The sequence below is a fragment of the Klebsiella sp. BIGb0399 genome (genome assembly GCF_003752615.1).
Classification (GTDB): Bacteria; Pseudomonadota; Gammaproteobacteria; order Enterobacterales; family Enterobacteriaceae; genus Klebsiella; species Klebsiella lignicola.
Map to the genome: position 1 here is coordinate 1,987,061 of NZ_RKHT01000005.1, position 21,867 is coordinate 2,008,927.

Annotated in this window: 20 protein-coding genes; 3 read left to right on the forward strand and 17 right to left on the reverse strand. The window is 57.8% G+C overall.

The genetic code is table 11. The features are described from left to right. Window position 1 precedes the first annotated feature (1 nt). Window positions 2-1,960 (forward strand): glycoside hydrolase family 127 protein, encoded by a 1,959-nt coding sequence (locus EDF82_RS09655; protein WP_199733676.1) that lies wholly within the window; start codon window positions 2-4, stop codon window positions 1,958-1,960. Window positions 1,961-2,020: 60 nt separating this feature from the next. Here EDF82_RS09655 and purF read toward each other — a convergent pair whose 3' ends face one another. From purF to pdxB, 9 genes are all read right to left on the reverse strand, one after another. After that, window positions 2,021-3,538, reverse strand: a complete 1,518-nt coding sequence (purF, locus tag EDF82_RS09660; RefSeq protein ID WP_123755266.1) for an amidophosphoribosyltransferase — start codon at window positions 3,536-3,538, stop codon at window positions 2,021-2,023. Between the two features lie 33 nt (window positions 3,539-3,571). After that, window positions 3,572-4,060, reverse strand: a complete 489-nt coding sequence (gene cvpA, locus EDF82_RS09665) for a colicin V production protein (protein WP_004865201.1) — start codon at window positions 4,058-4,060, stop codon at window positions 3,572-3,574. 198 nt (window positions 4,061-4,258) lie between these two features. After that, window positions 4,259-4,957, reverse strand: coding sequence for a cell division protein DedD (gene dedD / locus EDF82_RS09670; protein ID WP_123755267.1), 699 nt, complete (start codon window positions 4,955-4,957; stop codon window positions 4,259-4,261). Beyond that, window positions 4,947-6,215, reverse strand: a complete 1,269-nt coding sequence (folC, locus tag EDF82_RS09675) for a bifunctional tetrahydrofolate synthase/dihydrofolate synthase (RefSeq protein ID WP_123755268.1) — start codon at window positions 6,213-6,215, stop codon at window positions 4,947-4,949. The genes dedD and folC overlap by 11 nt, the downstream gene beginning before the upstream one ends. A 178-nt stretch (window positions 6,216-6,393) precedes the next feature. Then, window positions 6,394-7,308, reverse strand: coding sequence for an acetyl-CoA carboxylase, carboxyltransferase subunit beta (gene accD / locus EDF82_RS09680; RefSeq protein WP_123755269.1), 915 nt, complete (start codon window positions 7,306-7,308; stop codon window positions 6,394-6,396). Between the two features lie 200 nt (window positions 7,309-7,508). Further along, complete coding sequence (locus EDF82_RS09685; RefSeq protein WP_123755270.1) at window positions 7,509-8,168, reverse strand: DedA family protein; 660 nt, start codon at window positions 8,166-8,168, stop codon at window positions 7,509-7,511. A 99-nt stretch (window positions 8,169-8,267) separates the two neighbouring features. Continuing rightward, complete coding sequence (gene truA, locus EDF82_RS09690; protein ID WP_123755271.1) at window positions 8,268-9,080, reverse strand: tRNA pseudouridine(38-40) synthase TruA; 813 nt, start codon at window positions 9,078-9,080, stop codon at window positions 8,268-8,270. Further along, complete coding sequence (locus tag EDF82_RS09695; RefSeq protein WP_123755272.1) at window positions 9,080-10,093, reverse strand: aspartate-semialdehyde dehydrogenase; 1,014 nt, start codon at window positions 10,091-10,093, stop codon at window positions 9,080-9,082. The genes truA and EDF82_RS09695 overlap by 1 nt, the downstream gene beginning before the upstream one ends. Window positions 10,094-10,155: 62 nt before the next feature. Then, the gene (gene pdxB, locus EDF82_RS09700) at window positions 10,156-11,292 is read right to left on the reverse strand and encodes a 4-phosphoerythronate dehydrogenase PdxB (RefSeq protein ID WP_123755273.1); all 1,137 of its coding nucleotides are present in this window, start codon (window positions 11,290-11,292) and stop codon (window positions 10,156-10,158) included. A 109-nt stretch (window positions 11,293-11,401) separates the two neighbouring features. Here pdxB and flk point away from each other — a divergent pair, with 109 nt between their 5' ends. Beyond that, window positions 11,402-12,385, forward strand: coding sequence for a flagella biosynthesis regulator Flk (flk, locus tag EDF82_RS09705; protein WP_123755274.1), 984 nt, complete (start codon window positions 11,402-11,404; stop codon window positions 12,383-12,385). A 63-nt stretch (window positions 12,386-12,448) separates the two neighbouring features. Here flk and EDF82_RS09710 read toward each other — a convergent pair whose 3' ends face one another. Further along, complete coding sequence (locus tag EDF82_RS09710; protein WP_123755275.1) at window positions 12,449-13,624, reverse strand: MFS transporter; 1,176 nt, start codon at window positions 13,622-13,624, stop codon at window positions 12,449-12,451. A gap of 218 nt (window positions 13,625-13,842) precedes the next feature. Then, on the reverse strand, window positions 13,843-15,060 hold the full coding sequence (gene fabB / locus EDF82_RS09715; protein ID WP_123755276.1) for a beta-ketoacyl-ACP synthase I: 1,218 nt from the start codon (window positions 15,058-15,060) through the stop codon (window positions 13,843-13,845). 159 nt (window positions 15,061-15,219) lie between these two features. On the opposite strand from fabB, the gene mnmC reads away from it, so the two are divergent. Then, on the forward strand, window positions 15,220-17,208 hold the full coding sequence (gene mnmC, locus EDF82_RS09720) for a bifunctional tRNA (5-methylaminomethyl-2-thiouridine)(34)-methyltransferase MnmD/FAD-dependent 5-carboxymethylaminomethyl-2-thiouridine(34) oxidoreductase MnmC (RefSeq protein ID WP_123755277.1): 1,989 nt from the start codon (window positions 15,220-15,222) through the stop codon (window positions 17,206-17,208). A gap of 110 nt (window positions 17,209-17,318) precedes the next feature. Here the strand turns inward: mnmC and EDF82_RS09725 are convergent, their stop codons facing one another. Genes EDF82_RS09725 through prmB form a run of 6 tightly spaced genes read right to left on the reverse strand, consistent with a single transcriptional unit; the run spans window position 17,319 to window position 21,858 of the window. Then, complete coding sequence (locus tag EDF82_RS09725) at window positions 17,319-17,594, reverse strand: YfcL family protein (protein ID WP_123755278.1); 276 nt, start codon at window positions 17,592-17,594, stop codon at window positions 17,319-17,321. Between the two features lie 31 nt (window positions 17,595-17,625). After that, a complete protein-coding gene (locus EDF82_RS09730) occupies window positions 17,626-18,174 on the reverse strand; it encodes an elongation factor P hydroxylase (RefSeq protein WP_123755279.1) in 549 nt (182 codons plus the stop codon). Continuing rightward, window positions 18,174-18,983, reverse strand: a complete 810-nt coding sequence (locus tag EDF82_RS09735) for a sulfite exporter TauE/SafE family protein (protein ID WP_123755280.1) — start codon at window positions 18,981-18,983, stop codon at window positions 18,174-18,176. Before EDF82_RS09735 ends, EDF82_RS09730 begins: the two co-directional genes overlap by 1 nt. Beyond that, window positions 18,983-19,807, reverse strand: a complete 825-nt coding sequence (gene mepA, locus EDF82_RS09740) for a penicillin-insensitive murein endopeptidase (RefSeq protein ID WP_123755281.1) — start codon at window positions 19,805-19,807, stop codon at window positions 18,983-18,985. The genes EDF82_RS09735 and mepA overlap by 1 nt, the downstream gene beginning before the upstream one ends. A gap of 3 nt (window positions 19,808-19,810) precedes the next feature. Beyond that, complete coding sequence (gene aroC, locus EDF82_RS09745; protein ID WP_123755282.1) at window positions 19,811-20,896, reverse strand: chorismate synthase; 1,086 nt, start codon at window positions 20,894-20,896, stop codon at window positions 19,811-19,813. A gap of 29 nt (window positions 20,897-20,925) precedes the next feature. After that, on the reverse strand, window positions 20,926-21,858 hold the full coding sequence (gene prmB / locus EDF82_RS09750; RefSeq protein WP_123755283.1) for a 50S ribosomal protein L3 N(5)-glutamine methyltransferase: 933 nt from the start codon (window positions 21,856-21,858) through the stop codon (window positions 20,926-20,928). Window positions 21,859-21,867 lie beyond the last annotated feature (9 nt).

The following is a 21,867-nucleotide window of genomic DNA, read 5'->3' on the forward strand; positions in this document are numbered from 1 at the left end:
AATGCAGTCTGATGTCATTGAAGCTGACCTGAACCGAATTACCGTGACTGACCCGTTCCTCGGGGAGTACCAGCGTCTGATCCGCGATGTGGTCATCCCCTACCAGTGGGAGGCGCTGAACGACAACATTCCTGATGCCGAACCAAGCCATGCGCTGGCGAACTATCGCATCGCGGCCGGGCTGGAAGATGGCGAATTTTACGGCATGGTTTTTCAGGACAGCGATGTCACCAAGTGGCTGGAAGCGGTCGCCTGGTCATTAAGCCAAAAGCCTGATGCCACCCTGGAACACACCGCCGATGAAGTCATTGAGCTGTTGGCGAAGGCCCAGGCTGAAGATGGTTATCTGAATACCTGGTACTCCGTGAAAGAACCAGGCCTGCGCTGGACCAATCTGGCGGAGTGCCATGAGCTGTACTGCGCCGGGCATCTGTTTGAAGCCGCGGTGGCCTTTTATAACGCCACCGGCAAGCGCCGCCTGCTGGAGATATCCTGCCGCTTTGCCGACCATATCAACGACGTGTTTGGCCCCAATGAAGGCCAGCTGCGCGGCTACCCCGGACACCCTGAAATTGAGCTGGCGCTCATGCGCTTGTACGAAGTGACTCAGGAGCCGCGCTATCAGGAGCTGGCCCGCTTTTTCCTGGAAGAACGCGGTCAGCAGCCCTACTACTACGATATCGAGTTTGCAAAACGCGGCGGCACCTGGCACTGGGATAACTGGGGCGATGCCTGGATGGTGAAAGATAAAGCCTATACCCATGCGCACAAGCCGCTGAATGAACAGGACCAGGCGGTGGGGCACGCCGTGCGTTCGGTCTACCTGATGACCGGGCTGGCCCATATCGCCCGGATGACCCGCGACGAGGAAAAACGCCAGACCTGCCTACGCATCTGGAACAACATGGTCCAACGGCGAATGTACATCACCGGCGGCATCGGTTCGCAGGGCATTGGCGAGGCCTTCACCAGCGACTACGATCTCCCGAACGACACCGCCTACGGCGAAAGCTGCGCCTCCATCGGCCTGATGATGTTCGCCCGCCGGATGCTGGAAATGGAAGGCGATGCGCACTACGCCGACGTCATGGAGCGGGCCTTCTACAACACCGTGCTCGGCGGGATGGCGCTGGACGGCAAACACTTCTTTTACGTCAACCCGCTGGAAACCCACCCTAAAAGCATCCCGCATAACCATATTTACGACCATATTAAGCCGGTGCGTCAGCGCTGGTTCGGCTGCGCCTGCTGCCCGCCCAACATCGCGCGCACCCTGGTAGCCATTGGTCATTATCTGTTTACGCCGCGCCCGAATGCGCTGTTTATCAATTTCTACGCCGGCAGCGAGGCCAGCTTCACCATCAATGCGCAGACGCTGGCGCTGAAAATCAGCGGCAACTATCCGTGGGACGAAGAGGTGACGATCGCCTTCAGCCATGCGCAGGCCGTCAGCCATACGCTGGCGCTGCGTCTGCCTGAATGGTGCGCAGCACCGCAGGTACTGGTCAATGGCGAAGTGGCGCAAGGAGAACTGCGCAAAGGCTACCTGCATCTCACCCGCGAGTGGCAGCAAGGCGATACCATTACGCTACGCCTGCCCATGACGGTCCGCCGGGTGTACGCCCACCCTCGGGTGCGCCACGCCGCCGGGAAAGTCGCGATTCAACGCGGGCCGCTGGTCTACTGTCTTGAAGAGGCAGACAACGGCACCGAATTGCACAACCTCTCGCTGCCAACGAACAGCCGCTTCAGCGAAATCGCCGGCAGCAGTGTGCTGGCGGGGAAAGTGTTGCTGGTGGCCGAAGGGCTGCGTCGCCCAACGTCGGCAGACGACCAGCCGCTGTATGGCTTTGACCATCCGCAAACCCAGGTGCAGAAGCAGACACTGACCTTTATTCCGTGGTTCAGTTGGGCCAACCGGGGAGAAGGTGAAATGCGCATTTGGGTGGATGAGGCGTAACGCGACAACAAAAAAACCCGCGGTCAGCAGACGGCGGGTTTTTCGCAACAAAGGGAGAGATTACCCTTCGTTATGCATCTCTAAGTTCTCGACTTCATTCTGACGCTGTACCGCTTTGGCGTCGTCATTACGCAGAGAATCGAGATAATCCAGATAGCGCTGGTCGACGTCTTTGGTGACGTACACGCCGTTGAACACCGAGCATTCAAACTGCTGAATATCCGGGTTTTCCGCACGCACAGCGTCAATCAGATCGTTCAGATCCTGGAAAATCAGGCCATCGGCACCGATGATCTGGCGGATTTCGTCCACTTCGCGACCGTGGGCAATAAGCTCGGTGGCCGTTGGCATATCAATACCGTAGACGTTCGGGAAGCGAATCTCAGGCGCGGCGGAGGCCAGATAGACCTTCTTCGCACCGGCTTCGCGAGCCATCTCGATAATCTGCTCAGAAGTAGTACCACGGACGATGGAATCATCCACCAGCAGTACGTTTTTATCACGGAACTCAGCACGGTTGGCGTTGAGCTTACGGCGCACTGATTTGCGACGCAGCTGCTGTCCCGGCATGATGAAGGTCCGGCCAACGTAGCGGTTTTTCACGAACCCCTGACGATATGGTTTGTCGAGGATACGGGCGATTTCCAGCGCGATATCGCACGAGGTTTCCGGAATCGGAATGACCACATCGATATCCAGATCTTCCCATTCACGCGCGATTTTCTCGCCCAGCTTGGTACCCATGTTAACGCGGGCGCTGTAGACGGAAATTTTATCGATAAAGGAGTCCGGGCGCGCAAAGTAAACGTATTCGAACAGGCACGGGTTGCTGACCGGGTTTTCCGCACACTGACGGGTAAACAGCTGGCCTTTTTCGGTGATATAAACCGCTTCACCCGGCGCAACGTCACGCAGGAACTCAAAGCCCAGGGTATCCAGCGCCACGCTTTCGGACGCCACCATATACTCGGTACGACCGTCACCCACATCGCGTTTACCCAGCACCAGAGGACGGATGCCGTTCGGATCGCGGAACGCGACCATACCATGACCGATAATCATCGCCACGCAGGCGTAAGCGCCACGAATCTGCCGGTTCGTCGCGGCGATCGCGGCAAAGATGTTATCCGCTTCCAGCGGGTAATGGCGGAAATTATCCAGCTCGCTGGCAAAGATGTTGAGCAGGATTTCAGAATCGGAGGTGGTGTTGATGTGGCGGCGTTTTTCTTCAAACAGTTTTTTACGCAGCTCGTGCGCGTTGGTCAGGTTGCCGTTGTGCGCCAACGTGATGCCATACGGTGAGTTGACGTAGAAAGGCTGCGCCTCGGAAGCACTTGAGCTGCCAGCCGTCGGATAGCGCACATGGCCAATACCCATATTGCCCTGCATACGCTGCATATGGCGAGCTTCAAAAATATCGCTCACCATGCCGTTTGCTTTACGCAAACGGAAACAGTTATTTGCATCAATCGTGATGATGCCTGCGGCATCCTGGCCACGATGCTGAAGCACCGTTAACGCGTCATAAATCGACTGGTTTACCGGCATAACACCGGCGATACCGACAATACCGCACATACGTCTTTTCCTCGTTCAGCCACATCCCAACGCTTATGCTTTGGGCAAGAAACTTGACGAGCTTTGCAGATAGTCAAAAAACCATCTGATAACGAAACTGAACTGCGGGATAAGCTCTGACTTTTGCCAGTCTTCGCTTTTCGCCATACCGGTAAAACTATCGAGAAAGAACAGTATCGCCGAGACTATCAGCACGCCACGCAGGGCGCCAAAACAGATCCCTAACACCCTGTCGGTACCCGACAGGCCGGTCTTCTCTACCAGTGCGCCAATCACATAGTTAACAATGGCGCCGACGATCAGCGTTGCGATAAACAGTATCGCGATAGCAATCCCATTGCGGACCATTTCGTCTTCAAAACCCGTGAACCAGACAGCCAGGTAAGTGTAGTAATGGCTGGCAACAAAGAAAGCACATCCCCATGTCACCAACGATAACGCTTCACGAACAAAGCCGCGGATCAGGCTTACCAGACAGGAAAAACCAATCACCGCAATAATGACGTAATCAATCCAGACCATAAACATCCCACGATTTACGCCCTGTCGTCCAGTTCGGGGCGCATTCTAACAGAAAAAGAAAACGTTTGCGTAGGGATTTCCGTGCCCTACAGAAATAAAAATGGCGCTGAAAAAACATTCAACGCCATGCTGTCTTTAGCCTTCTGAAAGCACATCAGACAGGCGCGTTGCCGCTCCCCGCTATGGGGAGAGGCAAGATTAGTTAGGGCTGTATCCCATCACCACACCGCTCAGTCCGGAGAGCTGTTTCAGGTCGCCAAGTTGGCCTTTCAGCTTATCTTTCGAGGCATCTGGACCCACCAGGATTCGGGTAATTTTACCCTGAACCGGGGTTGAAGGCGACGTGTAGACTTTGAACCCGGAGGAGCGCAGTTTACCGACGATCTCGTTGACCTTATCGGCGTTCTTCAACGCCCCAAGCTGCACCACGTAGGCTTTGCCGGTCGGCGCCGGGATCTCCGCCGGTTTCGCCGGCGGCGTCTGCACGGCCACCTGCTGCTGTTGCTGCGGCTGTGGTTTCTCAACCGGCTTCGGCTGCACAGGTTGCGGCTTAGGCTGTGGCTGCGGTTTAGGCTGCGGCGCCACGACCGGCTCCTGCACATCATCGAAGCTGTTGCTGTTGACCGGAATTCGCGACGGATCTAACGATGGAGCCGCGGCATCACCCGCACGGACCTCTTCCGCCGCCCCTTCAGGCGGCTGCGCCGGCAGGGCCTGCGTCGCGGCCGGCAGCATGTCCGGCTCATCGCGATCGCCTGGTTTCGGCACCAGGGGAATCGCCGCGAACTCGTCCTGATAATGTTTTTTCTGGCCGTCGAGCAGCCCTGGGAGAATAATCACCCCCAGCGCCACCAGTACAATTGTCCCGACTAAACGGTTCTGAAACTTACTCGCCACCGATTCTCCCCGCGTCTATTTCTTCCATTACATGCGCCACCGTGTGGAATGACCCGCACACCAGTACGGTATCTTCAGACCTGGCATCAGCCATGGCCGCATGCCATGCCTGAGCGACATCAGCGTAAGCATTCCCTTCAGGTAAGTGTTCCAGCAGCTGTTGCGCCGTGGCGCCGCGCGGCCCTTCCAGCGGTGCGCAGTACCAGCAGTCGACCTCTGCCTTCAGGTTTGCCAGCGTACCGGCGATATCTTTATCATGCAGCATACCAATAACCGCCAGTACGCGCCCCGTTTTCGACAGGCTTTTGAGACGCCCGGCGAGATAGGCCGCCGCATGAGGATTATGGGCCACGTCGAGAATAACACGCGGCGTTTCGCTGATTATCTGAAAACGACCGGGCAACATCGCCCGTGCGATGCCTTCGCGAAGCGCCTGCTCGCTGATGACCAGCCGGCTGGCGCGCAGTGCTGCCAGCGCCGTCGCGGCATTTGGCATCGGCACCAGCGGCAGCGGTAGCCCTGCTAACGCTCCCTGAGCGTCGGAGAAGGACCACGATTCAGCATCGACGGTGTAGCGCCAGTCAACATCACGTTGCAGCAGCGTGGCGCCTTTCTCAGCGGCGACTTCAGCAATCGTGTGGGGCATATCCGGTTCACCGACCACCGCCGGTTTACCAGCACGGAAAATACCGGCCTTCTCGCGACCAATACTTTCACGATCCGGCCCCAGCCAGTCGATATGATCCAGCGCGATGCTGGTCACCACGGAAACGTCGGCGTCAACAATATTGGTGGCATCGAGTCGGCCACCCAGACCAACCTCAAGGATCACCACGTCAAGCTGGGCCTGCTGGAACAACCACAGCGCGGACAGCGTACCGAACTCAAAATAGCTCAGCGAAATATCGCCGCGGGCCGCTTCGATCTCGGCAAAAGAGGCGGTATGCGCGGCTTCCGGCAGCTCTGCGCCCTGGATACGAACACGTTCGGTATAACGCACCAGATGCGGTGAACTGTACACGCCGACCTTGTAGCCCGCCGCCATCAGCACGGACTCCAGCGTGCGGCAGGTGGTTCCCTTGCCGTTGGTACCTGCCACTGTAAAGACAAACGGCGCCGGTTTTAATACCGCCATCCGCCCGGCAACGTCGCGCACGCGCGTCAGCCCCAGATCGATGGTTTTACTGTGCAGGTGTTCCAGATAGGAAAGCCACGTAGCCAGGGGCGACGTGGCCTGAGGAGTAGGTTGTTTTTCCATGATGTCCGCTAACGTTAACGGTAAATGCACTGCATCCTTCAAGCGGGTGCCCGGCCTGCTGCGCTCGTAACTTACGCGGTCTGCTGACCTGGGTTCTGCTTATTCGCCGCGACCTGGCTTGAATGATGGCGCATATAATTAAAAAAGGGCAGCACCGTCAGGCCTGCCCTCTGAATTATCAGGCCTCTGGTTCCTGATCCGGTGCTGGTTGCACCACCTCGCCTTCATGAGAGACATCCGGGCTGGGTGCCGGAAGATTCATCAGCTTCGCCAGGATACTGGCCAGCTTCAGGCGCATCTCCGGGCGACGAACGATCATATCGATCGCCCCTTTCTCAATCAGGAACTCACTGCGCTGGAATCCCGGCGGCAGTTTTTCACGTACGGTCTGCTCGATGACGCGAGGACCGGCAAAGCCAATCAGCGCTTTCGGTTCAGCGATGTTGAGATCGCCAAGCATCGCAAAGCTCGCCGATACGCCGCCCATCGTCGGGTCAGTCAGTACCGAAATATACGGTAAGCCACGCTCCTGCATTTTCGCCAGCGCAGCAGACGTTTTCGCCATCTGCATCAGCGACATCAGCGCTTCCTGCATACGCGCACCGCCGGAAGCGGAGAAGCAAATCAGCGGGCAATTATCTTCCAGCGCCTGTTCAACGGCACGGACGAAGCGCGCGCCGACGACGGAACCCATTGAGCCACCCATAAAGGAGAACTCGAAGGCCGCGGCGACAACCGGCATCTCATGCAGGGTACCCTTCATGACCACCAGCGCATCTTTTTCGCCAGTCTCTTTTTGCGCGGACGCCAGACGGTCTTTGTACTTCTTCGAATCGCGGAACTTCAGCACATCTTTCGGCTCGAGCTCGCTTCCCAGCTCCACCAGGGAACCTTCGTCCAACAGGCTATGCAGGCGATTACGCGCCGACATACGCATGTGGTGATCGCACTTAGGGCAAACCTCCAGGTTGCGCTCCAGCTCTGCACGGTACAATACCTGTCCGCAGCTGTCGCACTTGGTCCATACACCTTCAGGAATACTCGCCTTACGGGTGGGAGTGATGTTGCTTTTAATTCGTTCAATCCAGCTCATTGATAACCTTTCTGCCTGAACCTGGTCGATGCCAGTTTTGTCTTAAGGGGCGCATAATGCCATTTTTGACCCTTACAGACCATGAATGTTGCACATTAAATCATAACATCCCGTCACATGGGATAAAAAAGTGGTCGTACCGCTCACACTTCCCTCTTCGGGCCGTGATGCTGCACCCGAAGAGGAACACGCGGTCTGGACTATTTTGCCTGCTTCGCCGCAGCGCGCTTGTGGCGAATGATTTCAATCACCCCAGGCAGCACCGACAGCACAATAATCGCGACGATCAGCAGCTTCAGGTTTTCCTGTACGATCGGCAAATCACCAAACAGATAGCCCGCATAGGTAAACAGCAGAACCCACAGCAGCGCGCCGGCCACGTTATAGATGGCAAAATGACGATAGGACATATGGCCCATTCCCGCCACAAACGGCGCGAAAGTTCTGACGATCGGCACAAAGCGCGCGAGGATAATCGTTTTACCGCCATGACGTTCGTAGAACGAATGGGTTTTATCCAGGTAGCTACGACGGAAAATTTTCGAGTTGGGATTACTAAAGAGCTTTTCACCAAACAACCGGCCAATGGTGTAGTTCAGCGCATCGCCGACAATCGCCGCGATCACCATCAAGACCACCATCAGATGCACATTCAGATCGTTGGTCGGCAACGCTGACAGCGCCCCCGCCACAAACAGCAGCGAATCTCCCGGCAGGAATGGCGTCACCACCAGACCCGTTTCGCAAAACAGAATCAAAAACAGAATGGCGTAAACCCAGACACCGTAGTCGGCAACCAGCTCAGCCAGATGAACATCAATATGCAGGATGAAATCAATTAAAAAACGAATCAGGTCCATATCGTATAAATCCTTAATTGCACGACATTTCATCGCTCAGGATACTGCCCGATAACACGCCGTGCGTTGCCAGGCAGTCTGAAGGATAAAGCGTATACGTTAGTCCGCCAGAAACAGCGGGCCCATCGGCATCACCGGCAGGTCGAAACGGGCCGGATAATCTACCGACACCAGATACAACCCTTCGGCTTTTGCCGTTGCGGCGGCAAGCTTCCTGTCTTTGGCCGCCAGAAGTTCTGCAATCCAGCTCTCTGGCTGGTTACCGGCCCCCACTTCCATCAGGCTGCCGACAATGTTCCTTACCATATGATGTACAAAGGCATTCGCTTTGATATCCACGACCACATACGCGCCATAACGGGTGACGCTGAGATGGATAATATTCCGCCACGGCGTGCGCGACTGGCACTGCACCGCGCGGAATGACGTGAAGTCATTTTCACCCAGCAGACATTGGGCGGCACGTTGCATCCGCTCAGCGTCCAGCGCCTGGTGATAATGTGTGACACCCTGACTTAACACCGCCGGACGCAGACGGTGATTATAGATGACGTAACGATAGCGCCGGGCGGTGGCGCTGAACCGGGCATGAAAATCGTCCGGAACATGTTTGACCCAACGTACAGCAATGTCACCAGGTAAATTCGCATTTACGCCGAGCGTCCATGCGGCATCTTTACGCAGCGCACGGGTCTCGAAATGGACCACCTGACCGGTACCATGAACGCCGGCATCGGTACGCCCGGCACAGAACACGCTAATCGGTTCATTGGCGACCTGCGAGAGCGCCTTTTCCAGCTTCTCCTGCACGCTGCGAACTTCATTTTGCCGCTGCCAGCCGTAATACTTACTGCCGTCGTACTCAATACCCAGTGCGATTTTATAGACCGGCAGCTGCTCCAGCTCAGACATCAGTACAGATACTCCTGCACCAGTTTCTCGGCAATTTTCACCGCCATCAGCGCGCCGCCAAAACGCACGTTATCGGCAACAGACCAGAACTGAATCTGCTCTGGCATACCGTAATCGTTGCGCACGCAGGCGACTGACAGGTGTGCAGAACCGGATGCATCACCAACCTGAGTCGGGAATTCACGTTCTTCTGAAAGCTCGATATCTTCACCACGGGCAAAGGCATCGCGCGCTTCTTCCGCCGCCAGCGGACGCAGCGCTTCGAAGCTGACCATCTGCGCATGACCGTAGAAGACCGGTGACTGCACGACGTTTGCCGAAATCATCAGCCCTTCATCCTGCAGGATTTTGCGGACTTCATCGACGATACGGCGCTCTTCGCGCACGCTGCCTTCACGATCCGGCAGCAACGGCAGCATGTTAAACGCCAGCTGACGACCAAAGAAATCATCCTCATCGATCGGGATACCGTTCAACAGTTTGGCACTCTGCCCTGCCAGCGCATCCACGGCTTTTTTACCGTGCGCGGAGGCAGAGATCAGGCTGGTTACCCCGATACGCGACAGACCACCTTCGTCGATCAGCGGCTTCAGCGCCGCCAGCAGCTGGCTGGTCAGGCTGTTAGGGACGGCAATCACATTACGATTGCGATAGTCGGCCAGTACAAACGGGTTCACTTCCGGAACAACCAGCGGAACGTCCGGCTCCAGCGCAAACAGACCGCTGAGATCGATAACCAGGCAACCGGCGTTGGTGGCCTCTTCAACATAGGTCGCGCTGGCTTCGACACCGGCGGCAAAAAAGGCCAGCTGGGCCTGAGTCCAGTCAAATTCAGCGGCATCCTGTACCACAACCGACTTACCGCTAAAACGCAGATGCTCGCCTGCGCTCTCATTGCGCGCCAGCGCATAAATGTCACCCACCGGGAACTGACGTTCAGCAAGGGTTTCAAGCAGGGCTTCGCCGACGGCGCCCGTTGCGCCCAGTACGGCAATATTCCAGCCTTCAGACATGGTGGTTTACTCCAGAGAAAAGCGACCCTGCCGGAGTATCCAGCAGAGTCATTAAGAAGATATTAACGAATGGGGTGATGTACGGCATTAAAACCGAGCTGACGCAACAGCGTTGCCGCCTGCACATCGCTGCACTGTACGTACAGGGATGACCATTCACGGCGTTCCTGATAATTCTTGCGTAGCTTGTCAAACTCACCCGGTACGCCGGCGACTTTTCGCAACGGCGCATCATCGCGGCGCACATCATACACCAAATGAACCAGCCTTTTTAGCGTTGGCTGATCGAGTGGGCCATGCAGGGTAATGCGGCCAAACTCTGGCGCCGGGAGCAAGGTATCTAGCGCCACCTGCTGCGGGTGACCAATAAAGGTGCTGTAGGCTTCAAAGACCTGCGTCGTCCCGCGCGCTTTCCCTTCCAGGGTGTAGCCAGCAATGTGCGGCGTCCCGATATCAACGCGGCTCAGCAGTTCAAGGTTCAGATCCGGCTCGGGTTCCCAGACGTCCAGCACCACGCTTAGCGACTGACCGGACTGCAGACAGGCCAACAGCGCGTGGTTATCCACCACCGGACCGCGACAGGCGTTGATCAGCACGCAGCCCGGCTTCAAACGGCGAATTAACGCCTCGTCCGCGAGGTGCAGGGATTTGTACGGCCCGTCTTTAAACAGCGGCGTGTGGAAGGTCAGAACATCCGCTTCCTGAACCAGCTCATCCAGCGTGCGGAAGTCACCTTCATCACCGCGATCGGCGCGTGGCGGATCGCACAGCAGCGTTTTGATCCCCAGCGCTTCCAGCCGTTTTTGCAAACGCCCGCCGACGTTGCCAACCCCGACAATCCCGACGGTACGATCGGTCAGCGCAAAACCATCGCGCTCGGCCAGCATCAGCAGGGATGAAAAGACATATTCCACCACCGCAATGGCGTTACAGCCAGGGGCGGCCGAAAACCCGATCCCTGCCTGCTGCAGCCACGCCTGATCGACATGATCGGTGCCGGCCGTCGCGGTGCCAACGAACGTAATTCCTGTGCCGGAAAGCAACGCTTCATTCACCTTAGTGACGGAGCGAACCATCAGCGCATCGGCGCCGCTGAGGGCCTCAACCGGCACAGGACGGCCAGGGACCGCCTCGACCTCGCCTAATCGGCTAAAAAGCTCGCGGGCATAGGGCATATTTTCATCAACGAGGATTTTCACGGTTTTGTACCTGTCTGAGAACAAGAGTAAACCGGGGAAGTGTGCCATAATCTCGCCGCCAGGAACATCATCACCGGGCCTCTGTACAGCAATACGGAAAGGATTAATCATGACACATCCCGTTTCAGGTATCTCCGACCGCCCTCCGGGGAGTGGTCCATCCGGTGCTTCCGTCACCGGTGAGCCAGCACTGACCACGCAGCAACGCACCGTTCTTGAGCGGCTGATTACGCGTCTGGTGGCGTTAACGTCGCAGCAGAATGCGGAAGTGTGGGCAGGAGTCAGGCACGATTTGGGACTCAAAGGCGATGCATCCCTGCTGTCGTGCCATTTCAGTGCCGCTGAAAATAACCTGAATCAGCGTCTAAGCGTGGCGCAGCAAAACCTTCATCATCGCCAGACTCTCGCGCAATTGAGCGAGCTACTGAACCGGGGAAATAACCGCCAGGCGGTCAGCGATTATATTCGCCAGCATTACGGGCAAACCACGCTGCATGCGCTCAACGAAGCGCATCTGCAAGAAGTGCTGCAGCTGCTGAAAAGCGGCCAGCTGTCGATCCCTGCGCCGCAGCAGCGCCCGCCAACCCTGCGCCCGCTTCTGCCCGCCGAGCACAATACCCTTAACCAACAGGTCAGTCGGCTTGCCGCCGCCACCGGCGAACCGGGCAAGCTTATCTGGCAGTCAATGCTGGAACTGAGCGGAGTGAAAACCGGCGAACTGATCCCGGCGACCCACTTCACGCCCCTCTCCTACTGGCTGCATGCCCGACAAACGCTCAGCACCCAGGCCGCACCGACGCTCACCTTGCTGCAGGCGGCGCTGAAACAACCTCTGGAAGTTCACGAGTGGCAGACGATCGTCGATTTTGCCCAGCACAGCTGGCACGTCACGCCGCAAACAACCTTGAGTTCGACTCAGGTACTGGCGCTACTGAACAAAATATTCGTCTTACGTGTCGCCAGAGCGCAGGAGACGCTGGCCATTCCCCCGCTGCCGCCGGAACCTGCTTCGCTTATTGAGCGCCTGAAAAAGCCGTGGATGATTCTGCTGGCAGCGCTGGTGGTGCTGGGGCTGGTCTGGCTGCTGATGTAAAGCCGCAGTATGGCGAGAGACCCGGCCCCTGCATCAGACCGGGTCATCGCGTTATCTACGCGACTATTTACGCAAAGAGAGCAGCGTCACCAGAATGCCCAACAGCGCACAGGCCGCCCCGGCCATAAACACCGAGGAATAGCCCAGCGAAGTGGCGAGCAAGCCAGCGAGCGGGCCGGTAATGCCGTATGAGATATCCTGGAATGCGGCATAGCCACCTAACGCGGTGCCGCGCACCTGCGCCGGGACGCGCTTCACCACTTCAACGCCTAATGACGGGAAGATCAGCGAACAGCCGCACCCTGTCAGCGCCGCGCCCGCCAGCGCCACCCAGGCAACCGGCGCCTGCCACAGCAGAATCAGGCCGATGGCTTCGATGAGCAGTGAGACCATTGCCACCTTCACCCCGCCAAAGCGGTCCGGCATCCAGCCAAACAGAATACGCATCAGGACAAAAGCACCGCCAAACGCGGTCAGCGTGAAGCCCGCCATCGCCCAGCCGCGGCTGGCAAAATAGAGCGAGACAAAGGTGCCGATCACCGCAAACCCGACGCCCTGCAGCCCCAGCCCGATGCCCGGACGCCAGATCATCCCGACCACGCTCCATAACGACGGACGTTCACCGCCATGCGCCGGCACCTTACGCACCGTGCCATTGATCGCCAGCGCCAGCAGCGGTAACGCCATAGTGACGCAGGCCAGCACGGCAACGCCAAAATGCGAGTAGATCAGTAAGCCCAGCGGCGCGCCAACGGCCAATGAGCCGTACATGGCCATGCCGTTCCACGACATCACTTTTCCTGAACGCGCCGGGCCCACCAGCCCCATTCCCCAGCTCAGGTTGCCGGTCAGCAGCTGGCTTTCGCCAAAGCCGAGGATCAGGCGCCCCAGTATCAATAAGGCCAACTTTGCCCACACCGATACCGGCAGCAGCGCGGCCAGCAGCCATGCCGCCCCGGCCAGGGCACAGGCCAGCATCCCCTGAAGCACCGAACGTTTGGCCCCGTGCTGGTCAGCGAGACGCCCGGCATAACCGCGGGTCAGCACCGTCGCCAGAAACTGGATCCCCACGGCAATCCCCACCATGGTGTTGCCGAAGCCCAAATCATGGTGCACAAAAAGCGGTATCACCGGCAGCGGTAATCCCACGGTCATATAGGTCAGAAAGACGGAAAAGGTAATACGAAATAGCGAAACATTCGCTGATTGAGTTGTTGCTGTGACAGTCGCTGCGGACATGCTTTACTCCAGTTCGCAGAGTAAGGCGAGGTGATAGCCACGCCCCCTCCACCTGATGATCAGGGTTTAGGTGCGTTGGATGACGTTAAACGCTTACGCATAATCGGGGAGATTAATGTTCCGCAGCAGTTTGCCTGCCGGGCCCTGGTGCTGTCAAGAAGACAAAAAGGGAGCCGGTTGGCTCCCTTTTATGCATCAGTTGGCATTACGCCGCTGGATTACGCGTTGTGTTTACGCATCACCAGCGTGGCGTTGGTGCCGCCAAAACCAAAGCTGTTAGACATAACAGTCGTCAGTGCAGACTCGGTTGGTTTGGTGACGATGTTCAGACCTGCAGCCTGCTCATCCATCTCGTCGATATTGATGCTTGGTGCAATAAAGCCGTGTTCCAGCATCAGCAGAGAGTAGATGGCTTCCTGCACGCCAGCGGCACCCAGAGAGTGGCCGGTCATCGCTTTGGTCGCGGAGATAGCCGGGCTGTGGTCACCGAATACTTCACGGATAGCGCCCAGTTCTTTCACGTCGCCTACCGGAGTAGAAGTGCCGTGGGAGTTCAGGTAGTCGATTGGGGTATCCACACCGGCCATCGCCTGCTTCATGCAGCGCACCGCGCCTTCACCAGACGGAGCAACCATGTCAGCGCCGTCAGAGGTTGCGCCGTAGCCAACTACTTCAGCGTAGATGTGCGCGCCGCGGGCCAGAGCGTGTTCCAGCTCTTCAACCACGACCATACCGCCGCCGCCGGCGATAACGAAACCGTCACGGTGTGCATCATAAGTACGGGAAGCTTTGTCCGGCGTTTCGTTATATTTGGTGGACAGAGCGCCCATCGCGTCGAATTCACAGGCCATTTCCCAGCACAGCTCTTCGCCGCCGCCAGCAAACACGATGTCCTGTTTGCCCAGTTGGATCTGCTCAACCGCGCTGCCGATACAGTGCGCAGAAGTCGCACATGCAGAGCTGATGGAGTAGTTCACGCCGTGAATTTTGAACGGGGTCGCCAGGCAGGCAGAAACGGCAGAAGCCATCGCTTTGGTCACCACATAAGGACCCACTGCTTTCAGGCCACGCGGGCTACGCATGGCATCTGCGCCAAACACCTGAGATTTAGAAGAACCGCCGGAACCGGCAATCAGACCGACGCGAGGGTTGTTTTGATACACCTCTTCTTTCAGTCCTGCATCTTCGACAGCCTGCTGCATTGAGAGATAAGCATAGATAGAGGCATCGTTCATGAAACGGACCACTTTGCGGTCGATGAGACCCGTGGTGTCCAGTTTGACGTTACCCCATACGTGGCTACGCATACCAGAATCTTTGAATTCTTGAGAGAAAGTGATCCCCGAGCGTCCTTCACGCAGAGATTCCAGGACTTCCTGCTGGTTGTTACCGATGCTGGAAACGATGCCCAGGCCAGTAATCACTGCACGTTTCATTCAATACCTCTATAAAGTCATGCTATTTTAAGTTTCGAGTCGCACAATAGCGTACACTTGTACGCTGAACAAGTCCGATCAGACAAATTAAGCATAAATTTGCGCCGTCCGGCACACATCGTTAAGATCGTTGCATGCCTTGAGATTCGAGTAACTTACGTGAAACAAAACGCCATACAACCTGCCAACCTGGAATTCAATGCTGAGGGTACACCTGTTTCCCGAGACTTCGATGATGTGTACTTTTCCAATGACAATGGTCTGGAAGAGACACGCTTCGTTTTTCTCGGCGGCAACCGCCTCAGCGAGCGCTTTCCGGTGCATCCGCACCCGCTGTTCATCGTCGCCGAAAGCGGGTTTGGTACGGGTCTCAATTTCCTGACCCTGTGGCAGGCGTTTGACGTTTTTCGCCGCGACAACCCCGACGCTACCCTGCAAAGATTACATTTCATCAGTTTTGAAAAATTTCCGCTGACCGCCGCCGATCTGCAGCGCGCGCATGCCCACTGGCCCGAACTGGCGCCGTGGGCCGAACAGCTGCAGGAACAGTGGCCGCTGCCGCTCGCGGGCTGCCACCGCTTGCTGCTCGACGACGGACGGGTGACGCTGGATTTGTGGTTCGGGGATATTAATGAACTGACCCACGAGCTTGACGACTCGCTGAATCAGCAGGTCGACGCCTGGTTTCTCGATGGCTTCGCCCCGGCGAAGAATCCGGACATGTGGACCCCGACGCTGTTTTCTGCGATGGCCCGTCTGGCAAGGCCGGGCGGCACTCTGGCGACGTTTACGTCCGCCGGTTTTGTGCGTCGCGGTCTGCAGGACGCCGGCTTTACCATGCGCAAATGCAAAGGTTTTGGCCGCAAACGCGAAATGCTCGTCGGCGAGATGACGCAGACGCTGAATGTCCCGGTACGTACGCCCTGGTTTGCCCGTACCGGCAGCCAGCAGCGCGATGTGGCGATTGTCGGTGGCGGCATCGCCAGCGCCCTGCTCGCTCTCGCCTTGCTGCGCCGTGGCTGGAAGGTCAGCTTATACTGCGCCGATCAAGCCCCAGCCGAAGGCGCCTCGGGCAACCGTCAGGGGGCGCTCTACCCGCTGCTGACCCAGCACGACCCGGCGCTGGCGCGCTTCTTCCCGGCCGCATTTACCTTTGCCCGTCGCCTGTATGACGCGCTCCCGGTGATGTTTGACCACCAATGGTGCGGCGTCACCCAGCTTGCCTGGGATGAAAAGAGTGAACAGAAAATCGCGCAGATGCTGTCGATCGGGCTGCCGGAAGGTATCGCGATGGCGGTGAATGCCCAGACCGTCGCGCAGGACACGGGAGTGGACACCGGCTGCGGCGGAATCACCTATCCCGCCGGCGGTTGGCTGTACCCGCAGCAGCTCACGGCCGAACTGTTTGCGCTGGCCACCATCCGCGGATTGCGTACGCACTATGGCGTTAACGTCTCGACCCTGAGCGCCGACCATGACGGCTGGCAGCTTAACCACCAGCATCAGCATGGGGTGGTGGTACTGGCCAACGGCCATAAGCTCACTGGTTTCTCCCAGACCGAGCATCTGCCAGCCTATCCGGTGGCGGGCCAGGTCAGCCATATCCCCACTACGCCAGGGCTGGCGGCGCTGCGTCAGGTCCTGTGCTATGACGGCTACCTGACGCCGCAGAATCCCCATAATCAGCAGCACTGCATCGGCGCCAGCTATCACCGCGGGCAGAGCACCCCGGCTTTCAGCGCCGAGGACCAGCAGCACAACCGGCAACGGTTGATTGACTGCTTCCCGCAGGCGGCGTGGGCAAAAGAAGTAGATGTCAGCGGCAATGAGGCCCGCTGCGGCGTGCGCTGCGCGACCCGCGACCATTTGCCGATGGTGGGCAATGTCCCGGATTATGACGCCACCTTGACACAGTACGCGACGCTGGCCGAAGAGAAAGAGCAGGCGCCGACGGCACCGGTGCATCGCAATCTGTTCGTACTGGGCGCGCTGGGGTCACGTGGGCTGTGCTCCGCGCCGTTAGCGGCGGAACTTCTGGCGGCACAGATGAGCGGCGAACCGCTGCCGCTGGATGCAACCACCCTGGCGGGGCTGAATCCGAATCGTTTATGGGTAAGAAAACTGCTGAAGGGAAAGGCGGTGAAGTAAGCCGCAGGAGCGTCTGGCTGGCGATGACTCAATTGGTGCAGCGCGGCGCCGGCGCGATACCCGGCGTCGCACCACCCGGCCAGATCCTCAGGCCGGGCGTTCAGCGGCAGTTAGTGGGTTGCGCGCTGATATAAACTGTCCCACATCCCCTGAACCAGGATCTGGTCCGGCGGCGAGAGTTCACCGGCGCCGATCGCTTTCTCCAGGCTGCGAACGACCTGATCGTTGATCGCTTTCGCAGAGTGGTCGTCCCCTCCTTCCAGCTCGGCAACCGCCAGTGTCAGGTGGCCGCGCAGATAGCCGCTGGCAAACAGTTCATCATCACTGGCGTGGTCTACCATTTCATCGATCAGTGCCAGAATGCGTGATTCAAACTCCGCGAGCATTGTCTTTCCTCTTCTAGTGTCAAACGTGGCGTTAGTGCAGGTCTTCCGGCCACGGGAATTGTTCTGCCGTCAGTGGCGGCGTCTGATAATAATCTTGTAAGGCCCGGATAAAGCGCGCCGGGCGCTCAGGGATCCCTTGCTCAAGCAGGGTCATCACCTGTGCATGAACGCGGCGCTGGAAGGCGATGCGATCGGGCTCAAAGTCCCCTTCCAGGTTGTCGCAGCTGACGTTAAACGGAAAACCTGCCGCGACGCAAAACAGCCAGTCAAAGGCCTGAGGCTTGACTTCCACCTCTTCGAACTTGCACTGGGTCATCGCGTCACGACCATCCGGGCAGTACCAGTAACCGAAATCAACCTGTTCGCGACGTGCCTTGCCCGCGATACACCAGTGGGAAATCTCATGCAGTCCGCTGGCATAAAAGCCGTGGGCAAAGACGATACGGTTATAGGACACGTCGTTGTCTGCCGGAAGATAGATCGGTTCGTCATCGCCTTTAATCAGACGGGTATTAAAATCGTCGGCAAAGCAGCCGTCAAAAATCGCGATCAGCTGCTGATAATGGTGTTGCTGTTGCATTAATGAATTCCCAACCACTGAAGAATTTCAGCCCCGTGGCTGTCATAAAGAAGTTTCGCGCTCATCACGGCGGAGACAACCACAATCATCGGACGAATCAACGATTGTCCTTTACTCAATACCAGCCGTGAACCGGCACGGGCGCCAATAAACTGCCCCGCCATCATCACGAACCCGGTGGCCCAAATCACTTTGCCGCCAATGATAAACAGCAGCAGCCCGCCGACGTTGGAGGTGGCGTTCAGTACTTTGGCATGGGCGGTTGATTTGGCGAGGTTAAACCCGGCCAGCGTGACGAAGGCCAGCGCATAGAAGGAACCGGCGCCCGGCCCAAAGAAACCGTCATAAAAGCCCACACAGCCGCCAGCAATCAGGGCAAACGGCAGGCCATACAGGCGACGCTGGCGGTCTGCTTCACCTAATCTCGGCATCAGCAGGAAGTACAGGCCAATGCCGATCACCAGCACCGGCAGGATCTGGCGCAGAATATCGGACTGGACGTGCTGCACCAGCAGCGCGCCGGCAGTCGAGCCGATAAAGGTCATCAGGATATTTAGCTTCTGGTCGGCCAGATTCACCACCTTGCGGCGAATAAAATAGAGCGACGCCGAAAGCGACCCGCCGCAGGCCTGCAGCTTGTTGGTCGCCAGCGCCTGCGCCGGAGGTAGCCCGGCAGCCATCAGCGCCGGGACGGTCAGCAGTCCACCGCCGCCCGCCAGCGAATCAATAAACCCAGCCAGAATAGCCACGAAAAAAAGCACCACCAGTACCATCGGTGACACCATAAACAGGTCAACAAAGCTTTCCATTACAGCACGTGCTCATCCAGTAGTGCCTGGCAGGAAGGCGGCAACGGCGGCGGCGTCTTCTTCACAGGAGAGGTGGTTCCAGGTTTTGGTGGTTCAAACCAGCTTTGCAACTCGGCGCCGCAGCCATCACCTGCCGGTGGTGGGGCCTGCTCTTCACACTCCAGGCTGCCCGCCGGGCAACGCAGACGCACGTGCATGTGCGCCCGATGCTGGAACCACGGCCGTACCTTGCGTAGCCAGTCACGATCCTGACCGGCGTCGAGGCACAGCTGCTGCTTGATAGCCGGGTTAACAAAAATGCGTGTGACGTCGTTATCTTCTGCCGCCAGTTTAATCAGGTTGCTGATTTGCGGGCTCCACAGCGACGGCACCACGTGCTTACCGTCGCGGGCAACCAGGTCCAGCGCCTGCGGTTTCAGCAACTGAGCCGAGCTCCAGCGGGTCTGCGGGAGCTGGAGGAAGATATCGACATCCAGCCCGCTTTGATGGCTGGCATGACCGCCGTTAAAGCGCCCGCCCGCCGGCATCCCCATGTCGCCAATCAGCAGCGTACCCATGCCACGGCTATGCACCTGGTTGCCCAGACGCTGGATAAACTGCACCAGATCCGGATGACCGAAATAGCGACGCTGATCGGTACGCATGACCTGGTAACTGGCCGAGTTGAGCGGCAGCCCCTGCGCCCCCACGATACAGCCGTTCGCAAAGGCGCCGATAGACTGCGCGCTGCCGGCGATCGGCTGGGAGATTTTTTGCCACGGCGTTGCCGCGAGGCTGGCAGAGCTGGCGACAAGCGCCAGCAGAGCGATAACGGTTTTTTTCATCGATTACCAGCGTGGAATTGATGTCGTCACGTCGCCATTTTGTGCGCGTTGACGCATAAAGTGATCCATTAAGACGATCGCCAGCATCGCTTCAGCGATCGGCACCGCACGAATGCCTACACAAGGATCGTGGCGCCCTTTGGTGATCATCTCGACTTCGTCACCGAAACGGTTAATCGTATGTCCCGGTACGGTAATGCTGGAGGTCGGTTTCAGCGCGATATTGGCGACGATCTGCTGACCGCTGCTGATACCACCCAGAATGCCGCCCGCATGGTTGCTCTGGAAGCCGGCTTTGGTGATTTCATCGCGGTTTTGACTGCCGCGCAGTTTGACCACCTCGAAACCATCGCCGATTTCCACGCCTTTGACGGCATTGATGCTCATCATCGCGTGAGCAATGTCGGCATCCAGACGGTCAAATACCGGCTCGCCGAGCCCGGCAGGTACGCCGTCGGCAATCACGGTGACTTTTGCCCCGATGGAGTCGCCCTCTTTTTTCAGGCCACGCATCAGTTCATCCAGCGCGTCGATCTTCTCCGGGTCCGGGCAGAAGAAGGGATTCTGTTCAACCTGATCCCAGTCTTTTATCGCCAGCGGAATATCGCCCATCTGGGTCAGACAGCCGCGGATAACAATCCCGAATTTTTGCGCGAGGTATTTCTTGGCAATGGCGCCAGCGGCGACGCGCATCGCGGTTTCACGCGCCGAAGAGCGACCGCCCCCGCGATAGTCGCGCAGGCCATATTTTTGCTCATAGGTGTAGTCGGCGTGTCCCGGGCGGAACACATCTTTGATCGCGCCGTAATCCTGCGAGCGCTGATCGGTATTTTCGATCAGCAAACCAATGCTGGTGCCGGTGGTGACACCTTCGAATACCCCGGACAGAATCTTCACCTGATCCGGTTCACGGCGCTGGGTGGTGTAGCGCGACGTTCCCGGACGGCGACGGTCCAGATCGTGCTGCAGATCGGCTTCGGTCAGCGGAATGCCTGGCGGCACTCCGTCAACGATACAGCCCAGCGCCAGCCCATGCGATTCGCCAAAGGTGGTGACGCGAAAGAGTTGTCCAATTGTGTTTCCTGCCATCACGGCTCCGTCATGTTTGCGTGTTGTTTTTAGTCTTTATAAATGCCGAAATGCGCGCGGGCAGCGATCAGCTGTGATTTGGTCAGCATGAAGACGCCATCCCCGCCATTATCAAACTCGAGCCAGGTAAACGGCACGTCCGGATACTGCTCAATCAGATGTACCATGCTGTTACCGACTTCACAAATCAGAATCCCGTCGTCGCTGAGATAATCCGGTGCGTTGCCGAGGATGCGGCGCGTCAGCTTCAGGCCATCGCTGCCGGAGGCCAGACCCAGCACCGGCTCGTGGCGATATTCACCCGGCAGATCGGACATATCTTCTTCATCAACGTACGGCGGGTTGGTGACGATCAGGTCGTACTGCACTTTCGGCAGGTCGCGGAACAGATCGGAACGAATCGGCGTCACCTGGTGGATCAGGCCGTGCGCTTCGACGTTTTGTTCAGCAACGGCCAGCGCGTCGATGGAAATATCCACCGCGTCCACTTCCGCTTCCGGGAAGGAGTAGGCGCAGGCAATCGCAATGCAGCCGCTGCCGGTGCACATGTCGAGAATATGCTGCGGCTGATGGTCAATCAGGCCGGAGAAGTGGTTATTGATCAGTTCGCCAATCGGGGAGCGCGGCACCAGCACCCGCTCATCAACGAAGAACTCGTGGCCGCAGAACCAAGCTTTATTGGTCAGGTAAGCCACCGGGATACGTTCGTTGATACGACGGATCACGCGTTCAACAATGCGGTGTTTTTCACTGGATGTCAGACGGGCGGTATGCATGTCCTCCGGGATATCCAGCGGCAGGTACAGCGAAGGCAGCACCAGCTGTACCGCTTCATCCCACGGGTTATCGGTCCCATGTCCATACCAGATATTCGCCGCGCTAAAGCGGCTGACAGCCCAACGCAACATGTCCTGAATGGTATGCAGCTCATTGACTGCTTCATCAACAAAAATTTTATCCACGCCATCCTC